Here is a 23,989-nt window from a genome sequence, read left to right on the forward strand (position 1 = left end):
CTCACACCCCCTGCTTCAGCTGGGTGATGTGGGCATTAACCGCCTTGCGGTAGCTATCCTTATGCACGTAGTACGCCATGCGTGCCAGTTTCAGATAGTCAAATCCACCATCCAGATTGCGTGAGGCCTCTGCCGTGGCCTTCTCCTCCAGCGACTGCGCCTGCGGGTTGCCATCCAGACGGGCACGCAAATACAGCGCCACCATTTCCGCCTGTTCGTTGCGCCCTTCCCAACCCAGCCCAGCGGCTTCCACCATGCCCATCATGAACAGGTTACGGTGTTGGGGATGGAACACATTCAGGTATAACTGCGGCGCATCCGCCCCTTGCCAGTTGAGCTCCTGTGCATCGATGAAGGGGTAATCCAGCTTGTAGCCTGTGCCCATCAAAATCAGATCGTAAGTCCGGGACTGGCCGTCGGCGAAGGTCACCGTCTTGCCAACAATGCCGGCAATATCGCCATGGGGGGTAATATCGCCGTGGCGAATATGGTGCAGCACCAGGGAATTGATCACCGGGTGGGATTCATAAAGTTTGTAGTCAGGATCCGGCAGGCCGTAATCGCTGGGCTTGCCGACCAATAGCTTGATCAGGGCTGCGTCGATTTTCTGTTTGACGATACGTGGCAACGGGATTTTTCCGCCAATGCTGTCGGTGGCCCTGCCCGCAATAAACTTGGGCAGAAAGTAATAGCCACGGCGTACCGACATATCCACACTGGCAGCGCGGTGTACCGCATCCACCGCAATATCGCAGGCGGAGTTGCCGCAACCGACGACCAGCACGCGCTTGCCTTCGAATATGTCTGCCTTGCGGTAGTCACAGGAATGCATCAGCTCGCCTTCAAACTTGCCAGGCAAACTGGGCATATTGGGCTTGTGCAAGGTGCCATTGGCGATCAGCACGCCGTCGAAGTGGCGAGTCTGGCTTGCCCCGTTACAGCAGGTAGTGACATTCCAGCCTTCCCCTTCACGCTCAACCTTTTCGACCCGCGTAGAAAATTCATAGCAATCGTAAAGATCGAAATGCTCTGCATAACGACGGAAGTAATCACGCATGTCGCTATGCCGAGGGTAGGTCGCGACCTTGTCCCCCATGGGGAATTCCCTGAATTCCGTCATGGCCTTCGACGAAATCAGGTGAGCAGATTCGTACATGGTGCTATGGGGGTTATCAATGTCCCAGAGCCCGCCTACATCGGTGTTGAGATCGAAACCGATGAAAGGAATATTGTACTTTTTCAGGTTTCTGGCCGTGGCCAAGCCCATTGGGCCGGCACCTATCACTGCGTACATAACTGTCCCGAGTCTTCTTTTTAGAATTCCCTGAGCCAGGCTCAGAGTTTGGTATGATGTCCAGCCTAGGTGTGAGAGTCTTCCCTCGCACGGCTAATTCAGGACCTGTCCACGGTTAAATCAGGACCGCCATACCATGCCTCACAGCCCCACAGTCACAGTGCGCTTTACCCAGGCCATCAGCCAGGCGGCAGAAACGCTGGGGTTTGCCCTGCCTGACGCGCTGCGCAATGGGTTTGCCTCGCAGGAACGGGTCAGCCTGGAACTGCAGGGGCAGATATGGGAGAGCTTTTGCACCCAGGCGGACGATCCACTGGTCGGCGTACAATTCGGGCTGGCCATGGAAGTCGGGCACCTGGATACCGCCGGTATGGTGCTGATGAGCTGTGAGACGGTACGGGACGCACTCGACAGCCTGATCGACTACTACCCCATCGTCGGGGAGGGGGGGCACTTTCAGTATCACGAAGACGCTGACCGCTGCATTATCCATTACCTGCCGCAGTACCAGACTCGACAGGCGGAACGGGTCGAGGCTGCCATGGCAACCCTTCTGCAGTTGTCCCGCTGGACCACAGGCAACAAACTGGCTGCCCACAGCCTGCACTTCACCCATGCTGCCCTGGATGATAATCGCCGTTATGAGTCGCTGCTGGGATTGAGCGATGTGCGCTTTCTGTGTGACCACAACACCCTGATCATCCCGGTCACGGATCTGGACCTGCCGCTGATCTACGCCAACCCTGCCCTGTGCCAACACCTGCGCACCCTTGCAGACCAATTGCTGCAATCTCTCGGCGACCAGTCTCTCAGTGCCCAGGTCACTGAACAGCTCCGCCAGCACCCCCACTGGGGCAAGGAGAAAGTGGCCGACACCCTGGGCATGAGCGGCCGCCATCTGGTGCGCAAACTGGGAGAGGAAGGCACCAGTTTCAAACTGCTTCGCGACGGCTTGCTTCAGGGGTTGGCAGAAAAAAAACTACAGGACGCCCAGCGACTCAGTGATATTGCGGAGCAACTGGGTTTCTCGGATGAGAGTGCATTTTCGAAAGCGTTCAAACGCTGGACCGGCATGACGCCGGCCCAGTTTCGTGAGCAACAATAATCAGGCCTTTTCCAGCGCCTGAGTTATATCGGCCAGAATGTCATCGATATGTTCGATGCCGACAGACAACCGCACCAGATCTGCACTCACTCCGGCACTCTTAAGTTCATCATCGCTGAGCTGACGATGGGTTGTGGTCGCCGGATGGCAAGCAAGAGACTTGGCATCACCGATATTCACCAATCGCTTGATCATCTCCAGGGCATCAATAAACCGGGCACCAGCATCGCGGCCACCTTCGACACCAAAGCTGAGGATCGAGGAGGGTATACCGTTATCCATATAGCGTTTCGCCTGGGCATGGTCCTTGTCGGAATCCAGCCCGGCGAAGTTCACCCAACTCACTTTCGGATGGTCCCGGAGAAACGCCGCCACCTTCATTGCGTTTTCGCAATGACGCTCCATGCGTAGCGACAGGGTTTCAATGCCCTGCAGAATCAGGAAGGCATTCATGGGAGACAGTGCCGCTCCCATATTGCGCAGCGGGACAACACGCGCGCGACCGATAAAGGCCGCCTCCCCCATGGCTTCCACATAGACAACGCCATGATAGCTGGGATCAGGCTGGTTGAATTGCGGAAAACGCGGATTGTCTTTCCAGGGGAATTTTCCGGAATCAACAATCGCACCGGCAATGGTGGTTCCATGCCCGCCCATGTATTTGGTCAGGGAGTGCACGACGATATCAGCACCATGCTCAAAGGGGCGACATAGCGCCGGGGTGGCAACCGTGTTATCAACCACTAACGGCACGCCCGCATCGTGGGCCACTTTCGCCAGTGCCGCCATGTCCACCACATTCCCGGCCGGATTACCGATGGATTCGCAGAACACCATCTTGGTCTTGTCATCAATCGCGGCGGCAATGGCTTCAGGATTCCGGCCATCGGCCATGCGCACTTCAATGCCCTGATTCGGCAAGGTATGGGCAAACAGGTTGTAGGTTCCGCCGTACAACTGACTGACCGACACAATATTGTCCCCCGTACGGGCGAGGGTCTGTACGGTAGCCGTAATGGCCGCCATGCCAGACGCCATTGCCAGCGCAGCAATTCCCCCTTCCAGCAACGCAACACGTTCTTCCAGCACGGCGTTGGTCGGATTCATGATGCGACTGTAAATGTTACCCGGCACTTTCAGATCGAACAGATCCGCGCCGTGCTGGGTATCATCAAAATAATAGCTGGTCGTCTGGTACATGGGCACAGCCACCGCATGTGTCTGCGGGTCGCCCGCAAAGCCCCCGTGTATCGACAGGGTTTCCTTCTTCATGATGGTCGGTCCTCTCTCTTTTTCACGCAAACGCCACAAATGCGGCAAAAAAATTATTCTATCTCAGGCTCTTTCCAGAAATCGAACTGCTTGGGGATGTCCGCCATAGCGGTCTCGAAACGGGGTGCACGTTTTTCCAGGAACGCGGTAAAACCGTCCTTGCCGTCCCAGAACTCGTTAGACCAGTAAATCATTTTGGATTCCACCACATGTGCTTCAGCGGGGTGACTGAAGTTAGGGTTGCGCCACAACATCTGCTTGGCCAGTGCCACAGCGATGGGGGAGCTCTTGGCGATCATCTTGCGCGCCATGCAGCGGGCAACATCCAGCACTTCGCCTTTGTCATGGGCACTGTGAAACAGGCCGGCTTCCACGCCTTCTTCGGCCATGAAAATGTCACCGCTGATCACCCACTCCAGCGCTTTCTGCATGCCGACGACCCGGGGCAAGAACCAGGAGGAACAGGCTTCCGGGGTGATGCCTCGCTGGGTGAAGACGAAACCGATCTTGCTGTTCTCTGCCACCAGTCGAATGTCCATGGGCAGGGTCATGGTAATGCCCACCCCCACGGCAGCACCGTTAATGGCGGCAATCACCGGTTTGCGGCACTGATAAATGGCAAGTGACAGCTCGCCACCGGAGTCCCGGATTTGCTCAAGCGGCGGATCCATCCCTTCCGCATCGTCATAACCAAACAGGTTGCCGCCATCCTCCGGCTCCATCTCCATGCCGGCACAAAACACCTTGCCGGCACCGGTAACGATGACCGCACGCACCTCATCGGTGCTGTCGGCGTAATTCAATGCATGAACCACCTCATCCTTCATGCGCAGGGTAAACGCATTCAGTCGTTCGGGGCGGTTAAGGGTAATGGTGAGAATGTTCTCGGAAAGCTCGGTCTTGATGTCCTTGTAATCCATGATGACTCCGCATTGTTGTTGTCAGGACGGCCGTGTCTGAGAGATGCCCTCGGGCACAGAAAGCGGCACTACCTGTACCGGTTGCCCCCGAGCATAGCGCGATGGCAGGGCATCGAACATGGCCCGAAGCGTCCGGTTGAGATGGGGTTGATCGTAAAAACCAGCGGCCACCGCCAGCTCGGTGAGGGTCATGCCGCTTTCCCATAACGCCAGCGCCCGCTGGCTCTTGAGGTGCAGCACAAATCGTTTGAAAGTGACGCCCAACTGCTCACTGAAAAGACGCCGAAAGCGGGACGCTGACAGGTTGGCCTGCTCCGCCAGCTGCTCCAGATCCACCTCCTCATGCTCGCGTAGCACCCGGCAGGCGCTGGCCACACGTGGGTCCAGTGGATGAATAGTGGCGGTGTCGCGAATGGCGGCCAGCAAACGAATCACACTGTCGGGGTGCGCTTGCGCTTCTGCCAGGGGAGGCAACGCAGTCAACAAAATCTGCTGAAGGTGTCCCCCCATGCCAGCGGACAGCCCTCGCCAGGCAGGTTCATCTGGATCGAGGTGAATGACTGCGACCGGCCCTTCACTGTGCAGGGTCTGGGTCTGCTCCGGGGGAACCAGGACGATCTGCTGATCGAGTCGCCGACCATCCACGGTGACATTAAGCGGCCCTTGCAGCCCCACCAACAGCGACGCCGCCACATGCCGGTGCGGCTGATTGGCCATATTCGACAGCACGGCCAGCCAGCCCCCGCGCCAGACATAGAGCGGGGACAACAGACGGGGGTCGGATACCGGCGACAGTGTAGACATGCCGGTCATGATGCCCGCCCGGAGCCGGGCGGACAATGTGCGGATCAGGCCGAAACGGGGTGCTTGCGCAGACCCAGCTTGTGGGCCAGTTCAATGGAGACAAACATGGGGCCCACCAGCAGGAACACCAGGTCATCCACAAACGAGGGTTTCTTGCCTTCTACCTTGTGGCCCCATACCTGAACGGCCCAGGCCAACAGCCACACGGCAGCACTGGTCCAGCCCAGCGACAGGGCGCTGCGCTCCACCAGTACGATGGCGGCGATGGACGCCGCCAGCCAACCCGCCATCAACAGGGTCATGCCGGCAGACATCCGGAAATAAAAGGGCATGCAAACGAGCGCCAGCAGGGAACCGCCATTGACCCAATAGGCCAGACTGCCCTCCAAACCCAGCCACTGACCGACCGGAATCAGCCAGAACAGCCCTAAGGTGGAGACAAAGATGGCGGGCACACACAGGATGTGCACCCACTGGTTTACCGGATTCTGGTGACTCTCTGCGTAGTCGCCCAGAAAGGTGTGAAGATCGCGCATGCCAGCTCTCCCGAGTTGTTGTTTTGAGCTGGTCTTACGCTAACCCGGGGCACGCGGACACAATTGTACGAAAGGGCCATGATACGTTTCGCAGCCCTTACCGGCATCGCAGGCACCCTCAGGCGCAAGCGCGTCGACTGTCCTTCAGGGCGCGCAGCACCTGATCACGGGTCAACAAGCCCACCAGCCGTTTCTGGGCATCCACCACCGGGTAGATCTTGGGTTTCTGGGTCACCATCAGTTCTGCCACATCCACCACGGAGTCACTTTCACTGACCGTGAGGGGTTGATCGTGCATGAACTCATCCACAATCAGACTGCCTTCGCAGTGATAACTGGATACCAGCAACTTGCGCAGGCAATCCTGCTCGGACACAAATCCCACGACCCGCTGACTGTCATCGACCACGGGCAGTCCGGTGAATTTGTGTTGCAGCAGAATTTCCACCACTTCGGTGAGCTCTGTGCCCGTTGCCACCGCCATCGGATGTCGGGCCATGAGTGCGGCCACCGTTAGATCGCTCATGATGCGCTCCTTAAACGCTGAACGTCCTTTGACTATACCACCGGGCCGGGAAACTGCCCTTGCGATTCCGCTATCGGACTGATCGCCGGTTCTGATGAGGCGGTGCACCAACAGGTGACGTACCCCCTCGCGCTTCCTACAATGGGAACGCGCACAAAATACAGGGACAGAGGGCAAGGAATGGGATTCACGCGACAGCCACGTTTTTGGGGTCTGATTCTGACCTTGCTGCTCTCCGGGATGGCGCCTCCTGCCCAGGCCGCCACAGCGTGCGAACAAGCGGAACAGACCCTGATTGCGCTGGAGCGCGAAGAGCAACAACTGGCCTCTGACCGTCAGCGTCTGCAGACCATCCTGAATGGGGAGGTCCCCGCGCCGCAGCAACTGGAAGGGCTGCTTGGGCAACCACTCGCCCATCCTGACGCGGTCTCGGGCAACCCGCCGGCCAAACGCCAGAGCACTGACAGTCGCTGCCAGGCAGTCCAGAACGACATTGAGGCCCTGACCGAACAGTTGTCGACGCTGGACACCGCCCTTTACCGCTTGCGACATACCCTGCTGAGCATGAGCCCGGCCCAGCGCCAGGCCCTGGCCCAATTGAGCACCCTGCATAACCAGTTGCAAGAACGTATCGACGACCCCCAGAGCAGCCCCTCGCTGGTCACGGGCGCCAGACTCGTACAAGACCACATTGCCCGCCTCTGGGCGCTAGTGCCGCACATGGCACAGTCCGATGCCGGGGTGACTGCGGATCTGGATCAACTCTGGCATCAACCTCCTTCCCTGTCACCGCCATCTCCCATCACGACGCCTTACCGGGACCTGATCAAGGCCCGGCTGGAGGTGCAGAAACAGGTTCGCGACCTGCGTGCTGATCAGTGGCATCGCCGCCACCTCAGCGACATGGTGCTGGACATGGGCGGGCTGACCGGCATCCCAGCGGTACTGGCACGGGAGGGCGCCCGAATTCAGCAACGGTTGATGGATACGATCACCCTGGTGCGTTATGACCTGAGCGCACCGATCCGCCGTACCGGCTATATGCCCATCGTGCAGAACATGCTCGCTCTGGTGCTGGGCATCGCCGGTTTCGTGCTGCTGGCCAAACTGGCCCATCGCAGTCGCCACTGGGCCCTGAGCCTGCACGAAAAAGTCGTGGCCGCCAGCGGCCAGCGCCGCTGGCTGCGCAATGCCAGCCGGCTGATCAGTGGCATCGCGCCGATGCTGCCCTGGCTGCTGTTGTGGTTTTTTCTGGGTCAGCTGGCCCCCTTGCTCGACAGCCCCTCGACCAAGGTACTGCTATGGCTGCTGCCGTTTGCCCACCTGTACGTGATTTACGGACTGGCCAGCCTGGTCGGGGAATGGCTGATTGGTCGCGTCGCCCAGAGTGCCAACACCTACCTGAGTGCTGACCAGTCGCGTCAGGTCATTGCCCACTCACGCAAGGTAGCGGGCTGGCTGATGGTGCCGTGGTTCCCTTTACTGGTGGTCTGGGAAAGCCTGGGGCCGTCTTTGCTGTATTACCTGCTGGCAGGGTTACTGGGTACCAGCCTTTATCTCGCGGTCGGCCGACTGCTGGCACTGCGAAATCACGATTACCTTTTGTGCCTGCAGGCAATCCTGCCATCGTATCTGGACCCGGTAGCCGAGCGTCTGTTGACGCCATGGCTGTTCTGGCTTTTTGCCCCGCTCATGTTGCCCGTCGCTCTGGTCAGCTTTCTGGTGGATTTTCTTGACCGGGTACTGGCCGATTTTGACTGGTACATGCGTTTCAAGGCCCGCTGGTTCCGCCTGCGCACCAAGATCAATAACGAGGAAGATGACGAAAAAGCCAACAGCGCCGAAACACCGGAAGAAGGCAACTACGAGCGCTGGTTTGCCCAGGAACTTCCCGAAGGCAGCAAACTGCCTTTCATCGATACCGGCCTGGTCGCTGCCATGGAAAAGACGATCCAGCGTTGGCATGGCGACAAGACCGACGAAAATGCGCTGGTCGTGGTCGGCGAGAAGGGCAGCGGCAAGAGCATCAGCATAGGCAAGCTGCAAAGCGCCCTCAGCGACAGCTGCCAAGGCCTGGAAGTCATTACCCTGAAAGTGCCCGCACGTACCATTCAGCCCGATGAGATCCACCGGCTTGTCGGCGATGCCCTGAACGTCGAGCTGGTGGAGCAAGGCCCGGCCGCATTGGTAAAAAGCGATGAAAGCCGGGCTCCGACGCTGCTGATTCTGGATGAGGCGCAAAACTTTTTCCTGGCATCCCAGGGGGGGCTGGCGGGTTGGCGCACCGTGCTGAGCCTGGTTAACGCACGGCTGGATAATGTCTTCTGGTTACTGATGATCAATAACCAGAGCTGGGCCTATTTATGCAACGTCTTCGGCCGTGACTATCAGTTCCGTAATGTGGTGCGGGTCAAGCGCTGGGGGCAGTCGGATATCCGCTCACTAATTTTGTCCCGCAACCATCTCGGCGGCTACCAGGTCAGTTACGACGAAGTCCTGCTGTCATCACGAGGGCCGGAGGCCGGTAATGTTCGAAATGCCGAACAGCGTTACTTCAGCCTCCTGTGGGACGCCAGCCGGGGAAACCCGCTGGTAGCACTACGTTTATGGCTGACCTCCATCAAGGTACAGGGCCGCCGTGTTCAGGTCGGCCTGCCGACGCCGCCATCCGCAGGCATCCTCGACAGCATGGGAGAAAACGCCCTGTTTGTGTATGCCGCCATCGCCACCCACGGCCGCCTGAGTAGCAGCGAAATCAGTGCGGCAACCTGCCTGCCGGAAAATGTGGTGCGCTATGCGCTCAAAAGTGGCTTTGATGCCGGCTTCCTGAAAAAAACCGACGACAATCGCTACCGCCTGGTGCCCCTTTGGTATCAGCCGGTGATCAGTTACCTGACAAGGAAGAATCTGCTCAATGAATGATGGAAATATCGTCAACGACCTGGCGGTTGTCGTTGAGCTGTTCAATGTCTACGCCATTCTGCTGCTGTTCATCGGTGGCTTTGTGTTGTGGGCGCTGAACTGGGGCATCAGCAAAGCCGGCCAGAAAGTCACTGAGAAACTGCCCACCCGGCGCTTCCTGATCCTGCAGATCACCACTCTGATCGGCTTTGTGCTGTATACGGTGGGCGCCATTGCCCTGGTGGTCGGAGTGCTGCAACCCCCGAAAGAATTCATGCTGGCAGCGGGCGGCTCGGTGGCCGTGGCGCTGGGCTTTGCCCTCAAGGATATTGCGGCTTCGCTGGTGGCGGGCTTGCTGCTGTTGTTTGATCGCCCTTTCCGGGTCGGCGACCGGGTCAGCTTCGACAATGTCTATGGCGAAATCGTGTCGATTGGTCTGCGCACGGTGCGTCTGCAAACCCTGGACGACAACCTGGTGACCATTCCCAACTCCCGCTTCATTACCGACGTGGTCGCGTCCGGCAATGCCGGCGAGCTGGACATGATGGTGGTCACGGATTTTCACGTGGGGCTGGATGCCAACCTGGAAGAGGCCAAGGCAATAATCGAAGAAGTCATTTTCACCAGTCGCTTCGCCTATCTGAAAAAGCCGGTGACTTTCGCGATTGAAGAAATCGAAGTGGGTTACCGGTTGGCCATTCGTCTGCGGGCGAAAGCCTACGTTCTGGATGTCCATTACGAAAAAGCTTTTCAAAGCGATATCGTCGTGCGGGTATCAAAACGCTTCACCGAAGCCGGGGTAATCCGGCCGGCATGAGCCGGATCAACGTGACTTACGCCTGGCCCCTGAGGTAGCGCCGTTACGCTCAGCCAGAATCTCTTCCAGTTCTTCCCGGGACAGATAATCCAGATCCCAGTGATTGGTAAAGGTTTCCTTGTAGCGATGACGCCCACGGTGAAGATCATCGGGCGTGTCACCCTGATGGGCAGGATGATAATCCCGGTAAGGATTATCCTCTCCTGCGTGGTGATCTGACAGCACGTCTTTGCGGGTAAAAAGCCGCTGCTTCAAGCGGGTGATAAGATTGCTCATGCACACCTCCATTACCCAAAGGGTAACAGGCTGACGCCATCAGCACGTGAATCTTCAGGCCACCAGTTCCGGCTTGCCGAGCATATCCGCCAGGCGAATCAAGGCGCGCTTGCGCAGATGTTCGCTGTCTCGCTTCGACGGATGAAAATCGCGCTTGTAGTAAGCCAGGTATGACTTACCGAGTTTACGCAACCAGCCCGGCTTACCCAGCAACCAATTCAGGCCACCCCGCACCGACTTCCAATCGGTCGGGTCATCCATTTCCTGACGCAGCTGAATGTAGTGATAGATAGTGAAACCAATAAATTCAACGGTGGTGAACGCCATCTCGGAGCTGCGAACCCAGTAACTGTCGACTTGCTCTCTGTAAACATCAAATGCCACTGATTTATGCTCACTTTCTTCAATGGCATGCCATAGCCACAGCGGCACCATTCGCTGATCCATGCCTTCAATAAATTCCGGATTTTCCAGAATCATTTCTGCCAGCATGGCAGTGAAATGTTCCAGCGCACAGGTCTTGGCAAGCTGTCGCTCGGGGGACAACCACTTGGCCATGAATTTGAGGCCCTGCTTCACATAGGCGTCGACCTTGTGTGTCGGCACGCCCTTGGATTCCATGAATGCGTTGAAGGCATCATGCTCATTGCCATGATGTGCTTCTTGCCCGATGAAGCCTTTTACTTCTTCGCGCAGCATCGGATCCTGAATGCTTTTCTGGAAGTATCGTACGGAGCGGACAAAAAAACGCTCCCCTTCGGGGAAGGTGCAGGACAACGCCGTCAGCAACATGCTTTTGAACTGGTCGTTGTCAAACCAGTAACGCGGGATGGACGGGTCAAACTCGAAGTCCATGCGGCGAGGCTGAATATCACTCTGGTTTATTCTTTTAGGCGTTTTCGCTTGCGCATTCATGATGTTTCCTCCGTATACCGATACAGTATTCGGTAGTAAGGAGGTGGGACTCTAGTGCAGGTTGTGCCATTTTCGGGATCCCGTGTGGACAAGAATGGCCCTTAACCCAGAATCACCGCCTGATCCCTGCCTTGCCCCTTGGCCTGATACAGGCTTTGATCCGCCGCTTTCATCAGCGCCTGCGCGGAAACCGGTTTCGCGGGACACCAGGCCGTGCCACCGATGGAAAGGGTCGATAATTTATAGCCACTTTGCTGGCGCTGAATGCGCCGATTATAGTCCCTGACCCTTTTTACCAACCGCCAGGCCACATCGCTGGCACCTTCGACATCGGTGTTTGGTAACAGCACCGCGAACTCCTCACCGCCGATTCGGGCAACCCTGTCACCCGGCCGAAGCAGCGACTCTGACAATAGCCGGGCCACGGTTTTCAACACCTGATCACCCACATCATGACCATGGTTATCGTTAATACGCTTGAAGTAATCCATATCGATTAACAAGAGGGAAAAGGGGTGGTGCCGATGGCTGGACTGCTGGGCCAGCTCTGCCAACCAGCGATCGAACGCACGCCGGTTGGGAATTCTGGTGAGCGGGTCTTCACACGCCTCACTCTCGGCACTGCGGGCGGTTTCTTCGGCTTGTACGCAGGTGCGCCGTAACTGGGCCTCGCGGCGCAAACTGGTTGATACCCGACGCATGCTGCCCACGGCAATATCACGGGGAAACAGTTCGATCAGATAACAGTCCTGCCATTCCCCTTTCAGGCTGATTCGGGAACTGGTTGGATAGTAGTGCTCCAGTGGCGCCGCCAAACGCGTGCCCATGTGAGCGCTCTGACTGTTACGTCGCACACTACGCAGAAATTTCTCGCCCCCTCCAGGTAAAAGCACAGCCATATTGGTTGGCGCTCCGTCCTTGAGCAAGGCCGCCGCCTGACGATTGACGGCCTTGATGCAGCCCTGCCCATCGATCAGCAATACCGGCAGGGAAATCGCATCCAGAATCGCACCGCATTCAGGAGTAATCATTAGGGATCTGCCACAAAGTACTCACGACCCGGCCCCTCTTCACTGGGGTCGAGGCTGACTTCTACCCGGCATTGCGCATCACCATTCGCAATCGCTTCCTTGATTTCCACTCTGGCATAGCCGTTGTTTTCTGCGGTAATCACGCCAAAGACATTGGACGTCATCATGCACAAGGCGGGGCGGCCATTGGCATGGCCACCAAACGGGCAACGCCGGTTACCGAGAATGATTTTTTGATCACTAAGCTCTAACAGATAGAAATCGCCTTCAATGCGACGTTTCAAATCCACCAGCACAGCGGCAACCTGCTCGAGATCGAGCCGCCCCACATCCAGGGCATCCTTGTAGGCTCGATTGATACTGTCGCCCATGTTCTGACCGACCATGGCGATCAGCCCTTCTGCATGTTCCAGCCCGGCAACATCTTCGATGGTTTCAGCCAGCTGACCGAGCAGCTGACGCATGAAACGGTCCCTGTTCAAAGGGATACAGGCATTCTTCACCTCATCCATGGTGCCTCCCTCTCTCTCGCCCTATTTGTGAACTCAATCACAATATAGCGCCGTCAATAACGAGTGATGGAGCCGGGAAACGCCCAATCGGCGTGATAATGGGATGAATGGAACTCAGATTTACATTCACCTGGCTAGCGGCAGACAAACCGTCTGTAGCGGCTGGCGGAGCTCATTTATCGGGCGTCGGAGGACGCGCAGCGGAACAGGCGGGCATGAATCTCCCCTGCACGCTTTTCCCGATGCAACTGCCAGCGGGCAGGCACCTGCGGAGGGCTATCGTGACTGCGAGACTCCACATAGACCCAGGCCTGTGGAGCCAACCAGCCGTGCTGCTCCAGCGACCTGCAGGCAGGCTCGACCAGCCCCAGATCATAGGGTGGATCCACGAACACCAGATCAAAGGGGGTGGCGGGCTGCTGTAGCCATATCAGGGCATCACGGGCCTCAACGCAGGCCCGTTCAGCAAACAACGGCTGCAACTGGCGATCCAGGTCAACGGCGCGCTCTCGCTTTTTCTCGATCAGCGTGGCCGTGGCTGCGCCGCGACTCAGCGCCTCTGCCCCCAACACTCCGGAACCGGCGAACAGATCAAGCACCCGCAATCCCGGCAACTCGAACTGCAGCCAGTTGAACAGTGTCTCACGCAAGCGATCCGACGACGGGCGCAAATCCCCCCCCTGATCCACAAATTGCAGACGCAGGCCGCGCTGGGCACCTCCGATGATTCGAACCTGCCCTTTGCTGGCGCCCCCCCCGCGCCCTTTATTTTTCGCCATCAACTACGCCGCCTTGTTCACCGGCTTGCAGGTCATCGCCAACGGCCTTCACCTCAGGCGCCTGCGGACCAATACTGATGATAGCCAGATTAGCCGGCACCAAATGACGCTGGAACGCCTCGCGGATGTCATTCGTGGTGACGTTTTGCACCTGCTGGTTGAACCATTGCAGGTAATCCAGGGGCAGATCGTAAAACCCGATGGCGCCCAGCTGGCCAATGATGTCGCTATTATCCGCCGTGCCCAATGCGAAGCTGCCGAGGATACTGGTGCGGGCTTCTTCAAGCTGTGTCTCTGTGGGGCCGCTCTCAACGAAATCATCAATCAACTTAAGGGTCAGACTGAGCGCGTCATCCGCGTTTTCGTTGGCGGTCTTGAACGACACCTGGAACGGCCCACCGGAAGCCATTGCCGAGAAGCCGCTACCAATCCCATACACATACCCCCGCTTCTGGCGGACTTCGTCGGTGAGAATGGAAGCAAAGCCCCCTCCCCCCAGCACCATGTTGCCCACGTAAAGCGCGACGTGATCCGGATTACCACGCCAGGTGGCCTGATTACCCAGCAGAATATGGGTCTGCGCGGACGGGAAATTGATGTGCTCATGCTTGCGTTCAGTCAGGGCCTGTGCCCGGGACTGTGGCGGTGCGGCGCCTCCCTCGGGCAGTGACTGGCTGATCTGGCCAGCGATCTGCTCTGCCTGTTCCCGGCTGACATCCCCCACCATGGCAATCACGGTGTTACCGGCCGCGTAATAGGTGTTGTAGAACTCGACCAGCTGCTCGCGCGTAATCGCGGGCAGCGTTGCCAGAGTGCCGTCACTGGGCTCACCGTAGGGGTGCCCGGCGAACACCGTAGCCATATAGGCTTTCTTGACCTGGGGGCCAGGCACCTGCTGCTCCATGCGCAGGCCCTGCATCATCTGGGTTCGAATGCGATCCAGCGCATCCTGCGGGAAGCTGGGAGTGGCAATCACCTGGTTGAACAAAGTCAATACCGGATCGCGAAATTCCGGGTCACTGAGGGTGCGCAGTTCCACTACCCCCATATCCCGATAACTGCCCACATCAAACTGCGCTCCGTGGTCTTCAAAACCGCGGGAAATATCGTCCACATTCAAGCCCGCAGCGCCTTCACCCAACAGGGCACTGGTCAGCGAAGACAGCCCTGCAACCCCGTTATCCCGGGAGCTGCCCGCCGCCATTACCAGGCGGACATCCAGCATGGGAAGGGCATCACTGGCGACGAACAGGACCCTGGCGCCCTCCGCCGTTTGCCAGGACTGGATATCCAGTGCCGGCGCCTGGGGCTCACTGGCCGCCACCTGGGCTTCTGTGGTCGGGAACGCGCCCATGCTTTGACAGGCCGATAATAGAACCGCCAGCACAGGCAACAGCGCACCTTTTATTAGTCTCTTCATTGTGTGGCCTCCAGCGTGCTGCGCTGTTGCTGCTCGGCAGGCGGAGTCACATACGCGACAGCAAGGCGCTCAGGCACCAGCCATTCCCGCGCCACACGCTGCACTTCTTCTGGCGTCACCCTGGCAAGCTCATCGGCAAACGTCTCTGATAAATCCAGGTTTAAACCCAGCGTACTCAATGTTCCCAGCTCCATGGCCTGCCCCATCACAGAGTCTTTCTCATACACTTGCCCGGCCAGCACACCTGCACGCACCCGGGCCATTTCAGATTCGTCAGGGAGGGTCGTCTGCAGCCGTACGATCTGCTCACGCAAGGCCGCTTCCACCTCCTCAAGGGACACCTCAGGGTTCGGTGCCGCGGAGAGGGTAAAAGTGCCATCTCCACGCTGGATACCGCTGTAGGACGCCCCCGCACCTGCTACCAGTTTCTGCCCACGAACCAGGTCGGTCTCAATCCGCGCGCTCATGCCGCCATCCAGAACTCCCGCCAACATTGTCAGGGCATAGAAATCCTGCTTGTTGTCCGCCGTCACCAGAGACGGCACGTTGTAGAGCATGTACAGGGCAGGCACCTTGACTGGCATGGTCAATGCCAACCGCCGCTCACCAGCCGCCGGCCTGACGGACTGTTCCGGGCGCGGCGGTGTCTCGCCGGCAGGGAGATCAGAGAAAAACCGCTCTACCAACGGCTCCACCTGTTCGCGGCTCACATCCCCGGCTATCACCAGGGTGGCATTGCCTGGCACGTAAAAACGCTGGTACCAGCTGCGGGCCTGCTCTGGCTGCAGTTGGGCCAGCAGTGAGCGCCAGCCGATCACCGGGTGGGCATAACCGGTCCCTGGCCGGGCGATGGCCTGAAATTTCTCCCAGGCGAGAGCATTGGGGTTGTCGTCGGTACGCATGCGGCGCTCTTCGAGGACCACCTGCAGCTCACGATGAAACTCCTCATCGTCAATCTGCAGGCTGCCCAACCGCTCGGCCTCCAGCTCCAGTGCCAACGGCAGGCGGGACGCTTCGTATTGCTGGTAATAGGCGGTGTAGTCGTAACTGGTGAAGGCATTGTCGCTGCCACCGTAACGGGCCACCAGTCGGGAAAAATCGCCCGGCCCCAGATGCTCAGTCCCCTTGAACATCATGTGCTCCAGCACGTGGGCGAGGCCGGTCTCAAAGGGCGCCTCATCAATGCTGCCGGCCTTGAACCACACCATCACGGTGACCACCGGCGCGCGATGATCCTCGCGCACAATCACCTTCATGCCATTATCCAGGGTAAAGCTGTGGGTCGGCGCCGAGGCTCCGGCCACACCCGCCCACAGGGCCAGACACAGGCCCGCGATCCATTTTTTCATGTATTGCCTCTATTGCTGGCGCGTCCCCCACGGTGAAAGCTGCTCACCGCACTCCTTAATGTTAGGATAGCCGCGCGCTCGCGCTGCGAGCGACCACCCTGCAGGCAGGCGCCTTTTGCTGTTACCGGCATAGCATACCGGTTAAGGAGCCTCTAAATAATGCCTTGCATGCTCAGTCTTTCAGGCTGGCCCGCAATCTAGGCGCGCTTTTGAAGGTGTATGTCCATCCATCAAGAAAGCGCAACAACGAGTGCGGGTCAGCCTGGAAGACCCGAAGAGCGCGACCAGGAGCGCACATCTGCTACGCTTGGTCACGCTGAGCACGCAAGGCATTATTCAGAGGCTCCTCAATTGCCCTGCACTTGCAGCCTGATTGTTGAGGAAGGGCTACTCCCTTCGTATCTGGATACGACTGAACATGAGCGACGAAGTTTCCCGCGACGACGATAATTCCAAGCAGGAACCGAAAAAAACCGGCTTCTGGAAACGCATGTTTGTCGGTACTGACGAACAAGACAGCACACCCGAGAGCCAGGACGGTGAGCGCACACAGGGGGCAGAAACGGTGCCAGAGCCTGCGCCTGCCCCCCCCGTCGTGAGCAATCCCGAACCCGAGGCGGCTCCCGCCACCACAACCGTCAATGCCGACAGCAATGATGACGGCGAGGGTTTCTGGGCCCGCATGAAGCAGGGCATGAGCAAGACCCGCAAGGGCCTGGGCAAAGGCCTGGCCGACCTGCTGGTGGGCGCCAAGGAGATCGACGACGAGATCTTCGAGGAAATCGAGACCCAGCTGCTGGTAGCTGATGTGGGTGTAGAAGCCACGGATGTGATCATCCAGGCGCTCACCGACCAGGTAACCCGTGAAGAGCTGGTGGATGCCGATGCGCTATATGAATCGCTGCAGAACGAACTGCGCAAGTTGCTGGAACCAGTCGACCAACCCCTGATCATCGACACCAGCAAAAAACCCTATGTAATCCTGATGGTGGGCGTCAACGGCGTCGGCAAGACCACCACCATCGGCAAGCTCGCTTGCCGCTTCAAGGCCGAGGGCAAAAGCGTGATGCTGGCCGCCGGCGATACCTTCCGTGCCGCTGCTGTGGAACAGCTACAAGTCTGGGGGGAGCGTAACGATATTCCCGTAGTCGCCCAGCACACCGGCGCCGACTCGGCCTCAGTCGTGTACGACGCCGTTCAGGCGGCCCAGTCCCGCGGGGCCGATGTGCTGATCGCCGACACCGCTGGCCGCCTGCATACCCGCGGCAACCTGATGGACGAGCTGACCAAGGTCACCCGGGTGATGAAGAAACTGATTCCGGATGCCCCTCATGAAGTGCTGCTGGTACTGGATGCCGGCACCGGTCAGAATGCCATCAATCAGGCCGAACAGTTCCGTGATGCCGCCGGCGTGACCGGGTTGGCACTGACCAAGCTCGACGGCACCGCCAAAGGCGGTATCCTGTTCGCCTTGGCCAAACGTACTGGCTTGCCGATTCGTTTTATCGGTGTTGGGGAACGCCTGGAAGACCTGCGACCGTTCCATGCAGAAGAGTTCGTTCAGGCGCTGTTTGAGGATGTGACGGGCTGATCCCACCTCCTCCAGAACACCCTTGACGGGGCGCAGTGTCGCCCCGCAAGGCATGACACAGTCCGAAGGACATCCATGATTCAGTTCGACCGGGTCAGTAAACGCTACCCGAACGGCAAAGACGCGCTCAGCAAGGTCAGTTTTACCCTGCCAGCCGGGCAACTCACCTTTTTGACCGGTCACTCCGGGGCGGGCAAGTCGACCCTGCTGAAACTGATCATGATGATCGAGCGCCCATCCCAGGGGCAGGTGCTGGTGGAAGGCCAGAACCTCAATGGCTTCGGCAACCGCCACATTCCCCTGCTGCGCCGCAAGATCGGCATGGTGCACCAGAACCACCAGTTGCTGTTTGACCGTAGCGTATTCGACAACGTCGCCTTGCCACTGATCATTGCCGGTTATTCCCGCGCCGATATCGGAAAACGGGTACGCGCTGCACTCGACAAGGTCGGACTGCTCGACAAGGAAAAGCTCAACCCGATCATGCTCTCCGGCGGGGAGCAACAACGGGTGGGCATCGCACGCGCGGTTGTCAACAAACCCCCACTGCTGCTGGCCGATGAGCCTACCGGGAACCTGGATCCCGCGCTCTCTGAAGAAATCATGGATCTGTTCCAGGACTTCGCCCGAGTCGGCGTGGCGGTACTGATCGCCACCCACGACCTGAGCCTGATTGCCCGCTATAACCACCGTCTGCTGACCCTCCGCGAGGGCCGCCTGATCCACGATGGCGATGACCGCGATGGCAATGGAACAGGGGATCCTCATGGCCGCTAACAAACGCAATGCCACCCCCATCAAGCCCCGTCGCTCCAAGGCCGAAAAGCCACGCCGCGCGGCTGGAGCCCACAGCGCCAGCACCTCACTGAAGGATCGCCTTGCCAGCTGGCGGGAGCACCACCGGGATTCACTGCGGGACGCTCTACACCGTATCAACCTGAGCCGTGCCAGCAGCACCATGACCATTCTGGTGATTGCCATTGCCCTGTCCCTGCCCGCCGGGCTGGCCGTGCTGCTGGACAATGCCAGGGCCATCACCCGGGGCTGGGATGGCAACGCCCACCTGTCCGTGTTCCTGACCATGGATGTCGAGGAGTCCCGGCAGCGGGATCTGGCCCGGCAATGGGAAGCGCTGGATCACATCCAACGCACGAAAGTGATTACCCGCGAACAGGCGCTGGCCGAATTTCAGGCGCTATCGGGGTTTGGCGACGTACTTGAGGCCCTGCCGGACAACCCCTTGCCCCCTCTTATCGTGGTATTCCCGGACAGTACCGACCCGGTCACCCTGCGGGACCTGGAAAACCGCCTCGCTGCGGAGCCCGGGGTCGACCTGGTGCAGCTGGACGTGGAGTGGGTGCGCCGCCTGCATGCCCTGATTGAACTGGGCGAGAGGCTGATCTCTGCGCTCACTCTGGCGCTCGCCGCCGCCGTGGTGCTGGTGGTGGTCAACACCATCCGGTTGGGCATCGAAAGCCGCCGGGACGAAATCGTGGTGGTAAAAATCGTTGGCGGAACCGATGGCTTCGTGCGCCGCCCCTTCCTTTACACCGGGTTCTGCTTTGGCTTTGCCGGCGGGCTGGTCGCCGTGATTCTGGTACAGACGGCCCTTTGGTGGCTTGGCGGCCCTATCGACGAGCTGCTCACCCTCTATAAAAGCGAGCAATCACTTACCTCTATGGCCTCATCCAGCCTGATCATACTTCCCATGTTCAGCGGTATTTTGGGGCTACTGGGAGCGTGGCTGGCAGTCGGTCGCCACCTGGGCGACATCGAGCCCAACTTCTAGCAGGCCGCAACGGCCTGCTTATCCCTGGCCACTTGCGGCTCACCCTTCCGGAACCCCCGCCCATCTCCCGGGTCGAATTCCCCGTTCACCAGCGATTCACAGTGTCGCGCTATGCTGTGAAAGATCGAAAAAGCTGATTGATTTGAACTTTTCTGCCTATTAGCACTCTATTAATTCGAGTGCTAATATCGGGCTCAACGGATTTCAAAGAGACGTCTTCACAAGGAGACATGCGCATGACACACCCTACTTCCCAAGCACAGGCGCTCACGCTGGCCGTACCGGGTAATGACCTGGACGCTTACATGCGAGCCGTTAATGCCGTGCCGGTTCTCAGCGCAGACGACGAACAACGCCTGGCCGAACAGCTTTACTATGAACAGGACCTGGACGCCGCCCGCAACCTGGTATTGGCGCACCTGCGTTTTGTGGTTCACATTGCTCGCAGCTACACCGGCTATGGTCTGCCTCTGGGCGACCTGGTGCAGGAGGGTAACGTGGGCCTGATGAAAGCCGTGAAGCGCTTCGACCCCACCAAGGGCGTGCGCCTGGTGAGTTTCGCCGTCCACTGGATCAAGGCCGAAATTCACGAATACGTGATCAAGAACTGGCGCATCGTGAAAGTGGCCACCACCAAGGCCCAGCGCAAGCTGTTCTTCAACCTCCGTGGCCAGAAGAAACGCCTGGGTCGCCTGACGCTGGAAGAAGCTCAGCGTGTGGCCGATGATCTCGGCGTGACCGCAGAGCAGGTGAAAGAAATGGAAGGCCGGCTTGGCGCCTATGACGCCAGCTTCGATGGCCCCACCAACGATGACGACGACAACGCCGTGGTTTCCCCGGCCGCTTACCTGCACAGCGACAACAGCGACCCCGCTGACCTGATCGCCGAGCAGGATCAACAACAGCGTGAAACCCGCCAACTGGGCTCTGCCCTGATGGCACTGGACGACCGTAGCCGCGACATTCTCGAACGCCGCTGGCTGGCCGATCAGAAATCCACGTTGCAGGAACTGGCCGACGAGTACGGCGTATCGGCTGAGCGTATTCGCCAGCTGGAAAACAACGCCATCAAGAAGCTACGCAACGCGATTGCCGCATAACGCAACACGCGAACTGCGACAGAACAAAGCCCCTCACCGAGGGGCTTTTTTTGTTACGCATCGCGAATTTCCGTGAACGGCCCGATTTAACCCCCTCACTTGCCGTAGGAGGGTCGGTTATTCGCTCCGCTCACCCTGCGGGCGTTCCTTCGCTACGCCCGGTGGCGGCGCGATAGCCCAAGAGAGCGATGAGAAAAGACGGTCTTGAGCCGCAACCGGGCTTGACGAGGAATCGACCACTTCCATCCCGCCACGCAGACTCAGCGGCAAGTCGAGGCGTGAGATTGTGCCCGTCAATCCGAGAATTCCGCTACACTATGCAGCCCAAGACGGCACCCGACATCGCCGTCACCTGTGGAGCTTCGCATGAAAACCCTGCTTGTCCTTGGCGCCCTCAACGGCGCACTGGCCGTCATTCTGGGAGCCTTTGGCGCCCATGGCCTGAAAGCTCGCGTGGACGAGTCCATGCTGGCCACCTGGGCCACCGCCAGTGAATACCACTTTTATCACGCTCTGGCGCTGTTGCTGGCAGGACTGCTGGCCAAAGCCTATGGCGTCAGCAATCTGGTCACCGCTGGCTGGGTCATGTTTACCGGTATGCTGGTCTTCAGTGGTAGCCTGTACATTCTGGTGCTGACCGGGCAAAAGTGGCTTGGCGCCATTACCCCACTGGGTGGCACCGCGTTGATTATCGGCTGGCTGATGCTGGCCTGGTCCCTTTTCAAACACGCTTGATCACGATCATGAACCTCACCGTAAATGGCGATACCCTGACACTGGATGGCAACACCATTACCGACCTGGTTGCCCAACTCGGCCTGACCGGCCGCCGGCTGGCCGTGGAAGTAAACCGGGAAATCATCCCCAAGAGCCAGCACGGCGATGTTGCTCTCAATGAGGGTGACGTGGTGGAGATTGTGCATGCCATCGGCGGCGGTTGACCCCTGCTCGCACACGCCCTGACGTAACCCCTTAACTGTAACGAGGCCCCCATGTCCGATTTACTCACCATTGCCGACAAGACCTACCAATCACGACTGATCATCGGCACGGGTAAATACAAGGATTTCAACGAAACACGCGACGCGATCGAAACCAGTGGGGCGGAAATGGTGACGGTGGCCATTCGCCGGACCAACATTGGCCAGAATGCCGACGAAGAGAATCTGCTCGATTACATTCCGCCGGAAAAATACACCATCCTGCCCAACACCGCCGGTTGCTATACCGCTGAGGAAGCGGTGCGGTGCTGCAAGCTGGCCCGCGAGCTGCTGGACGGTCACGACCTGGTAAAACTGGAAGTCCTGGGCGACCAGAAAACCCTCTACCCCAACATTCCTCACACCCTGAAAGCGGCGCAGGCACTGGTCGACGATGGCTTCAAGGTGATGGTGTACACCAACGACGACCCCATCGTGGCCAAGGAACTGGAAGCCATGGGCTGTGTTGCCGTGATGCCACTGGGCTCGCTGATCGGCTCGGGACTGGGCATCCTCAACCCCCACTACATACAGCTGATCAAGGAAGACGCCAACGTCCCCATCATTGTGGATGCCGGCGTCGGCACCGCCTCCGACGCGGCCTTTGCCATGGAGCTGGGCTGTGATGGTGTACTGCTAAACTCGGCCATTGCCCATGCAGGCAACCCGGTCCTGATGGCATCTGCCATGAGGAAGGCGATCGAAGCCGGGCGGGAGTCGTTCCTGGCAGGGCGCATGCCCCGCAAGGCCTACGCCAGCGCCTCATCGCCCCTGGAAGGTATCAGCCGCTAGCGCTCCCTACCTGCGCGCCTGGAGGTTCCCCGCATACGGGTCTGGGCGCGCGGATTCACCGCGAAACAGCAAAAAAAATGGCATCGCTCCGGGGAAGAGTCGATGCCAGGGGGAAGTATTATCTTTTTGCCATGGGGTAACGCTATCGACTATCCCCCTAACCTGATCAACAACACGTGAACGCCTTTGCGCCCCGCCTTTCTGCTACAATTACGGCCCCACCACTCGCCAGCAGATCACCATGCTCGACTTCATCAAACAGGATAAAGACCCGGAAACCGGCAAGGTCATGCGCAAGGTGCGCAGCTTTGTTCTCCGCGAAGGGCGCCTGACCACAGGTCAGCGCAATGCCCTGGACTCGCTCTGGCCCACCTTTGGTTTGGAGCGTGATGACGGCCTTCTGAACCCGCAGGCCGTATTTGGCCGCGACGCGCCCAGGGTGCTGGAAATCGGCTACGGCATGGGGCAATCCCTTGCCGCCATGGCCAAGGCTGACCCGAGCAAGGATTTCATCGGTATCGAAGTTCACCGACCCGGCGTCGGTGCTCTGCTGATGGAAATCGAGCAGCAGAACCTGTCCAACCTGCGCAGCTACTGTGACGACGCTGTGGAGATTCTGGAACTGTGTATTCCTGACAACAGCCTGGCCCGGGTGCAGTTGTACTTCCCTGACCCCTGGCACAAAAAAAAGCACCATAAACGCCGTATCGTGCAGCCGGCATGGGTCGAGCGGGTGCGTCAGAAGCTGCAGCCCGGAGGGATGCTGCATATGGCAACGGATTGGGAAAACTATGCAGAGCACATGGTGGAAGTGATGAGCCGCATGGAAGGCTTTACCAATCTGGCAGGCAATGCCACCTTCTCCCCCCGTCCTGAGTGGCGCCCTGAAACCAAATTCGAACGCCGCGGCGAGCGACTGGGGCATGGGGTATGGGATCTTTTGTATGAAAAACGCTAACCAATAGATGAATGGTATTTCTACCCCATTTAAGGTATTGAATCCCCCCTGGGCGACTGGTATCTATTATAAAGAGTACTGAAGCATGAGCCGGCTCACACTTTCGGCATGAAAATTTCGAATAAACCAGCCCAAGGGGAACGACAATGATTGAATTCAAAGATGATATCGAAGCAGAACTGGTTGCGGCTGAAACTATTGACCAGCAGGCCGAGCAAACCGTAAACAGCAAGCTGCTGGAAACGGTGTTCAAGCCCACTATGGGAAGCGAAGAAGCAATCTGCATCAACCAGTCCAGAAACATTACTTGCTGATCCGTTTA

General features: G+C 58.6%; 25 protein-coding genes. 12 read left to right on the forward strand and 13 right to left on the reverse strand.

Translation table 11 applies throughout. From position 1 onward, the window contains the following. Position 1: 1 nt before the first annotated feature. Positions 2 to 1,294 (reverse strand): flavin-containing monooxygenase, encoded by a 1,293-nt coding sequence (locus tag D4A39_RS07335; protein WP_119917789.1) that lies wholly within the window; start codon positions 1,292 to 1,294, stop codon positions 2 to 4. A 136-nt stretch (positions 1,295 to 1,430) separates the two neighbouring features. Between D4A39_RS07335 and D4A39_RS07340 the strand changes: the two genes are divergently transcribed. Next, on the forward strand, positions 1,431 to 2,399 hold the full coding sequence (locus D4A39_RS07340) for an AraC family transcriptional regulator (RefSeq protein ID WP_022985688.1): 969 nt from the start codon (positions 1,431 to 1,433) through the stop codon (positions 2,397 to 2,399). On the opposite strand, the gene D4A39_RS07345 is transcribed toward D4A39_RS07340, so the two are convergent. From D4A39_RS07345 to D4A39_RS07365, 5 genes are all read right to left on the reverse strand, one after another. Then, positions 2,400 to 3,671, reverse strand: a complete 1,272-nt coding sequence (locus tag D4A39_RS07345; RefSeq protein WP_022985689.1) for an O-acetylhomoserine aminocarboxypropyltransferase/cysteine synthase family protein — start codon at positions 3,669 to 3,671, stop codon at positions 2,400 to 2,402. Between the two features lie 53 nt (positions 3,672 to 3,724). Further along, the gene (locus D4A39_RS07350) at positions 3,725 to 4,591 is read right to left on the reverse strand and encodes an enoyl-CoA hydratase-related protein (protein WP_119917790.1); all 867 of its coding nucleotides are present in this window, start codon (positions 4,589 to 4,591) and stop codon (positions 3,725 to 3,727) included. A gap of 21 nt (positions 4,592 to 4,612) precedes the next feature. Then, positions 4,613 to 5,404 carry a helix-turn-helix domain-containing protein gene (locus D4A39_RS07355; RefSeq protein WP_022985691.1) on the reverse strand — a complete coding sequence of 264 codons (792 nt, stop codon included), beginning with the start codon at positions 5,402 to 5,404 and terminating at the stop codon, positions 4,613 to 4,615. Positions 5,405 to 5,439: 35 nt separating this feature from the next. Next, positions 5,440 to 5,931, reverse strand: a complete 492-nt coding sequence (locus D4A39_RS07360; RefSeq protein ID WP_022985692.1) for an Mpo1 family 2-hydroxy fatty acid dioxygenase — start codon at positions 5,929 to 5,931, stop codon at positions 5,440 to 5,442. A gap of 118 nt (positions 5,932 to 6,049) precedes the next feature. Then, positions 6,050 to 6,457: a CBS domain-containing protein gene (locus D4A39_RS07365; RefSeq protein ID WP_102790500.1), complete on the reverse strand. Its 408-nt coding sequence runs from the start codon at positions 6,455 to 6,457 to the stop codon at positions 6,050 to 6,052. A 180-nt stretch (positions 6,458 to 6,637) separates the two neighbouring features. On the opposite strand from D4A39_RS07365, the gene D4A39_RS07370 reads away from it, so the two are divergent. Both D4A39_RS07370 and D4A39_RS07375 read left to right on the forward strand, forming a co-directional pair. After that, positions 6,638 to 9,379 carry an ATP-binding protein gene (locus D4A39_RS07370; protein ID WP_102790499.1) on the forward strand — a complete coding sequence of 914 codons (2,742 nt, stop codon included), beginning with the start codon at positions 6,638 to 6,640 and terminating at the stop codon, positions 9,377 to 9,379. Further along, positions 9,372 to 10,175, forward strand: coding sequence for a mechanosensitive ion channel family protein (locus D4A39_RS07375; RefSeq protein WP_022985695.1), 804 nt, complete (start codon positions 9,372 to 9,374; stop codon positions 10,173 to 10,175). Before D4A39_RS07370 ends, D4A39_RS07375 begins: the two co-directional genes overlap by 8 nt. 6 nt (positions 10,176 to 10,181) lie before the next feature. Here D4A39_RS07375 and D4A39_RS07380 read toward each other — a convergent pair whose 3' ends face one another. The 7 genes from D4A39_RS07380 to D4A39_RS07410 all read right to left on the reverse strand — a co-directional run bounded on the left by D4A39_RS07380 (position 10,182) and on the right by D4A39_RS07410 (position 16,457). Beyond that, positions 10,182 to 10,451 (reverse strand): hypothetical protein, encoded by a 270-nt coding sequence (locus tag D4A39_RS07380; protein ID WP_022985696.1) that lies wholly within the window; start codon positions 10,449 to 10,451, stop codon positions 10,182 to 10,184. A 54-nt stretch (positions 10,452 to 10,505) separates the two neighbouring features. Next, the gene (locus D4A39_RS07385) at positions 10,506 to 11,366 is read right to left on the reverse strand and encodes a metal-dependent hydrolase (protein WP_031226594.1); all 861 of its coding nucleotides are present in this window, start codon (positions 11,364 to 11,366) and stop codon (positions 10,506 to 10,508) included. Between the two features lie 101 nt (positions 11,367 to 11,467). After that, a complete protein-coding gene (locus tag D4A39_RS07390) occupies positions 11,468 to 12,397 on the reverse strand; it encodes a sensor domain-containing diguanylate cyclase (RefSeq protein ID WP_119917791.1) in 930 nt (309 codons plus the stop codon). Next, the gene (locus D4A39_RS07395) at positions 12,397 to 12,909 is read right to left on the reverse strand and encodes a methanogen output domain 1-containing protein (RefSeq protein WP_119917792.1); all 513 of its coding nucleotides are present in this window, start codon (positions 12,907 to 12,909) and stop codon (positions 12,397 to 12,399) included. The genes D4A39_RS07390 and D4A39_RS07395 overlap by 1 nt, the downstream gene beginning before the upstream one ends. A 176-nt stretch (positions 12,910 to 13,085) precedes the next feature. Continuing rightward, on the reverse strand, positions 13,086 to 13,688 hold the full coding sequence (gene rsmD / locus D4A39_RS07400) for a 16S rRNA (guanine(966)-N(2))-methyltransferase RsmD (protein WP_022985700.1): 603 nt from the start codon (positions 13,686 to 13,688) through the stop codon (positions 13,086 to 13,088). Then, the gene (locus tag D4A39_RS07405; RefSeq protein WP_119917793.1) at positions 13,675 to 15,108 is read right to left on the reverse strand and encodes a M16 family metallopeptidase; all 1,434 of its coding nucleotides are present in this window, start codon (positions 15,106 to 15,108) and stop codon (positions 13,675 to 13,677) included. Before D4A39_RS07405 ends, rsmD begins: the two co-directional genes overlap by 14 nt. Continuing rightward, on the reverse strand, positions 15,105 to 16,457 hold the full coding sequence (locus D4A39_RS07410) for a M16 family metallopeptidase (protein WP_022985702.1): 1,353 nt from the start codon (positions 16,455 to 16,457) through the stop codon (positions 15,105 to 15,107). Before D4A39_RS07410 ends, D4A39_RS07405 begins: the two co-directional genes overlap by 4 nt. Positions 16,458 to 16,875: 418 nt before the next feature. On the opposite strand from D4A39_RS07410, the gene ftsY reads away from it, so the two are divergent. The 9 genes from ftsY (at position 16,876) to D4A39_RS17760 (ending at position 23,981) form a co-directional block, all read left to right on the forward strand. Beyond that, entirely contained in the window at positions 16,876 to 18,048 is a 1,173-nt protein-coding gene (ftsY, locus tag D4A39_RS07415) for a signal recognition particle-docking protein FtsY (protein ID WP_022985703.1), read from the forward strand. 75 nt (positions 18,049 to 18,123) lie between these two features. Next, entirely contained in the window at positions 18,124 to 18,825 is a 702-nt protein-coding gene (gene ftsE / locus D4A39_RS07420; protein ID WP_022985704.1) for a cell division ATP-binding protein FtsE, read from the forward strand. After that, positions 18,815 to 19,837 carry a permease-like cell division protein FtsX gene (gene ftsX, locus D4A39_RS07425; protein ID WP_233552438.1) on the forward strand — a complete coding sequence of 341 codons (1,023 nt, stop codon included), beginning with the start codon at positions 18,815 to 18,817 and terminating at the stop codon, positions 19,835 to 19,837. The genes ftsE and ftsX overlap by 11 nt, the downstream gene beginning before the upstream one ends. A 236-nt stretch (positions 19,838 to 20,073) precedes the next feature. Next, complete coding sequence (gene rpoH, locus D4A39_RS07430; RefSeq protein WP_022985706.1) at positions 20,074 to 20,937, forward strand: RNA polymerase sigma factor RpoH; 864 nt, start codon at positions 20,074 to 20,076, stop codon at positions 20,935 to 20,937. Between the two features lie 366 nt (positions 20,938 to 21,303). Continuing rightward, complete coding sequence (locus D4A39_RS07435) at positions 21,304 to 21,672, forward strand: DUF423 domain-containing protein (RefSeq protein ID WP_119917795.1); 369 nt, start codon at positions 21,304 to 21,306, stop codon at positions 21,670 to 21,672. Positions 21,673 to 21,680: 8 nt separating this feature from the next. Further along, positions 21,681 to 21,878 (forward strand): sulfur carrier protein ThiS, encoded by a 198-nt coding sequence (gene thiS / locus D4A39_RS07440; protein WP_022985708.1) that lies wholly within the window; start codon positions 21,681 to 21,683, stop codon positions 21,876 to 21,878. Positions 21,879 to 21,929: 51 nt separating this feature from the next. Next, a complete protein-coding gene (locus D4A39_RS07445) occupies positions 21,930 to 22,709 on the forward strand; it encodes a thiazole synthase (RefSeq protein WP_022985709.1) in 780 nt (259 codons plus the stop codon). A 241-nt stretch (positions 22,710 to 22,950) separates the two neighbouring features. Then, a complete protein-coding gene (trmB, locus tag D4A39_RS07450; RefSeq protein WP_022985710.1) occupies positions 22,951 to 23,667 on the forward strand; it encodes a tRNA (guanosine(46)-N7)-methyltransferase TrmB in 717 nt (238 codons plus the stop codon). Positions 23,668 to 23,813: 146 nt separating this feature from the next. Continuing rightward, on the forward strand, positions 23,814 to 23,981 hold the full coding sequence (locus D4A39_RS17760) for a hypothetical protein (RefSeq protein WP_022985711.1): 168 nt from the start codon (positions 23,814 to 23,816) through the stop codon (positions 23,979 to 23,981). The last annotated feature ends 8 nt before the right edge of the window (positions 23,982 to 23,989 follow it).

The sequence above is a fragment of the Alcanivorax profundi genome (genome assembly GCF_003597125.1).
In the GTDB taxonomy this organism is placed as follows: Bacteria; Pseudomonadota; Gammaproteobacteria; order Pseudomonadales; family Alcanivoracaceae; genus Alcanivorax; species Alcanivorax profundi.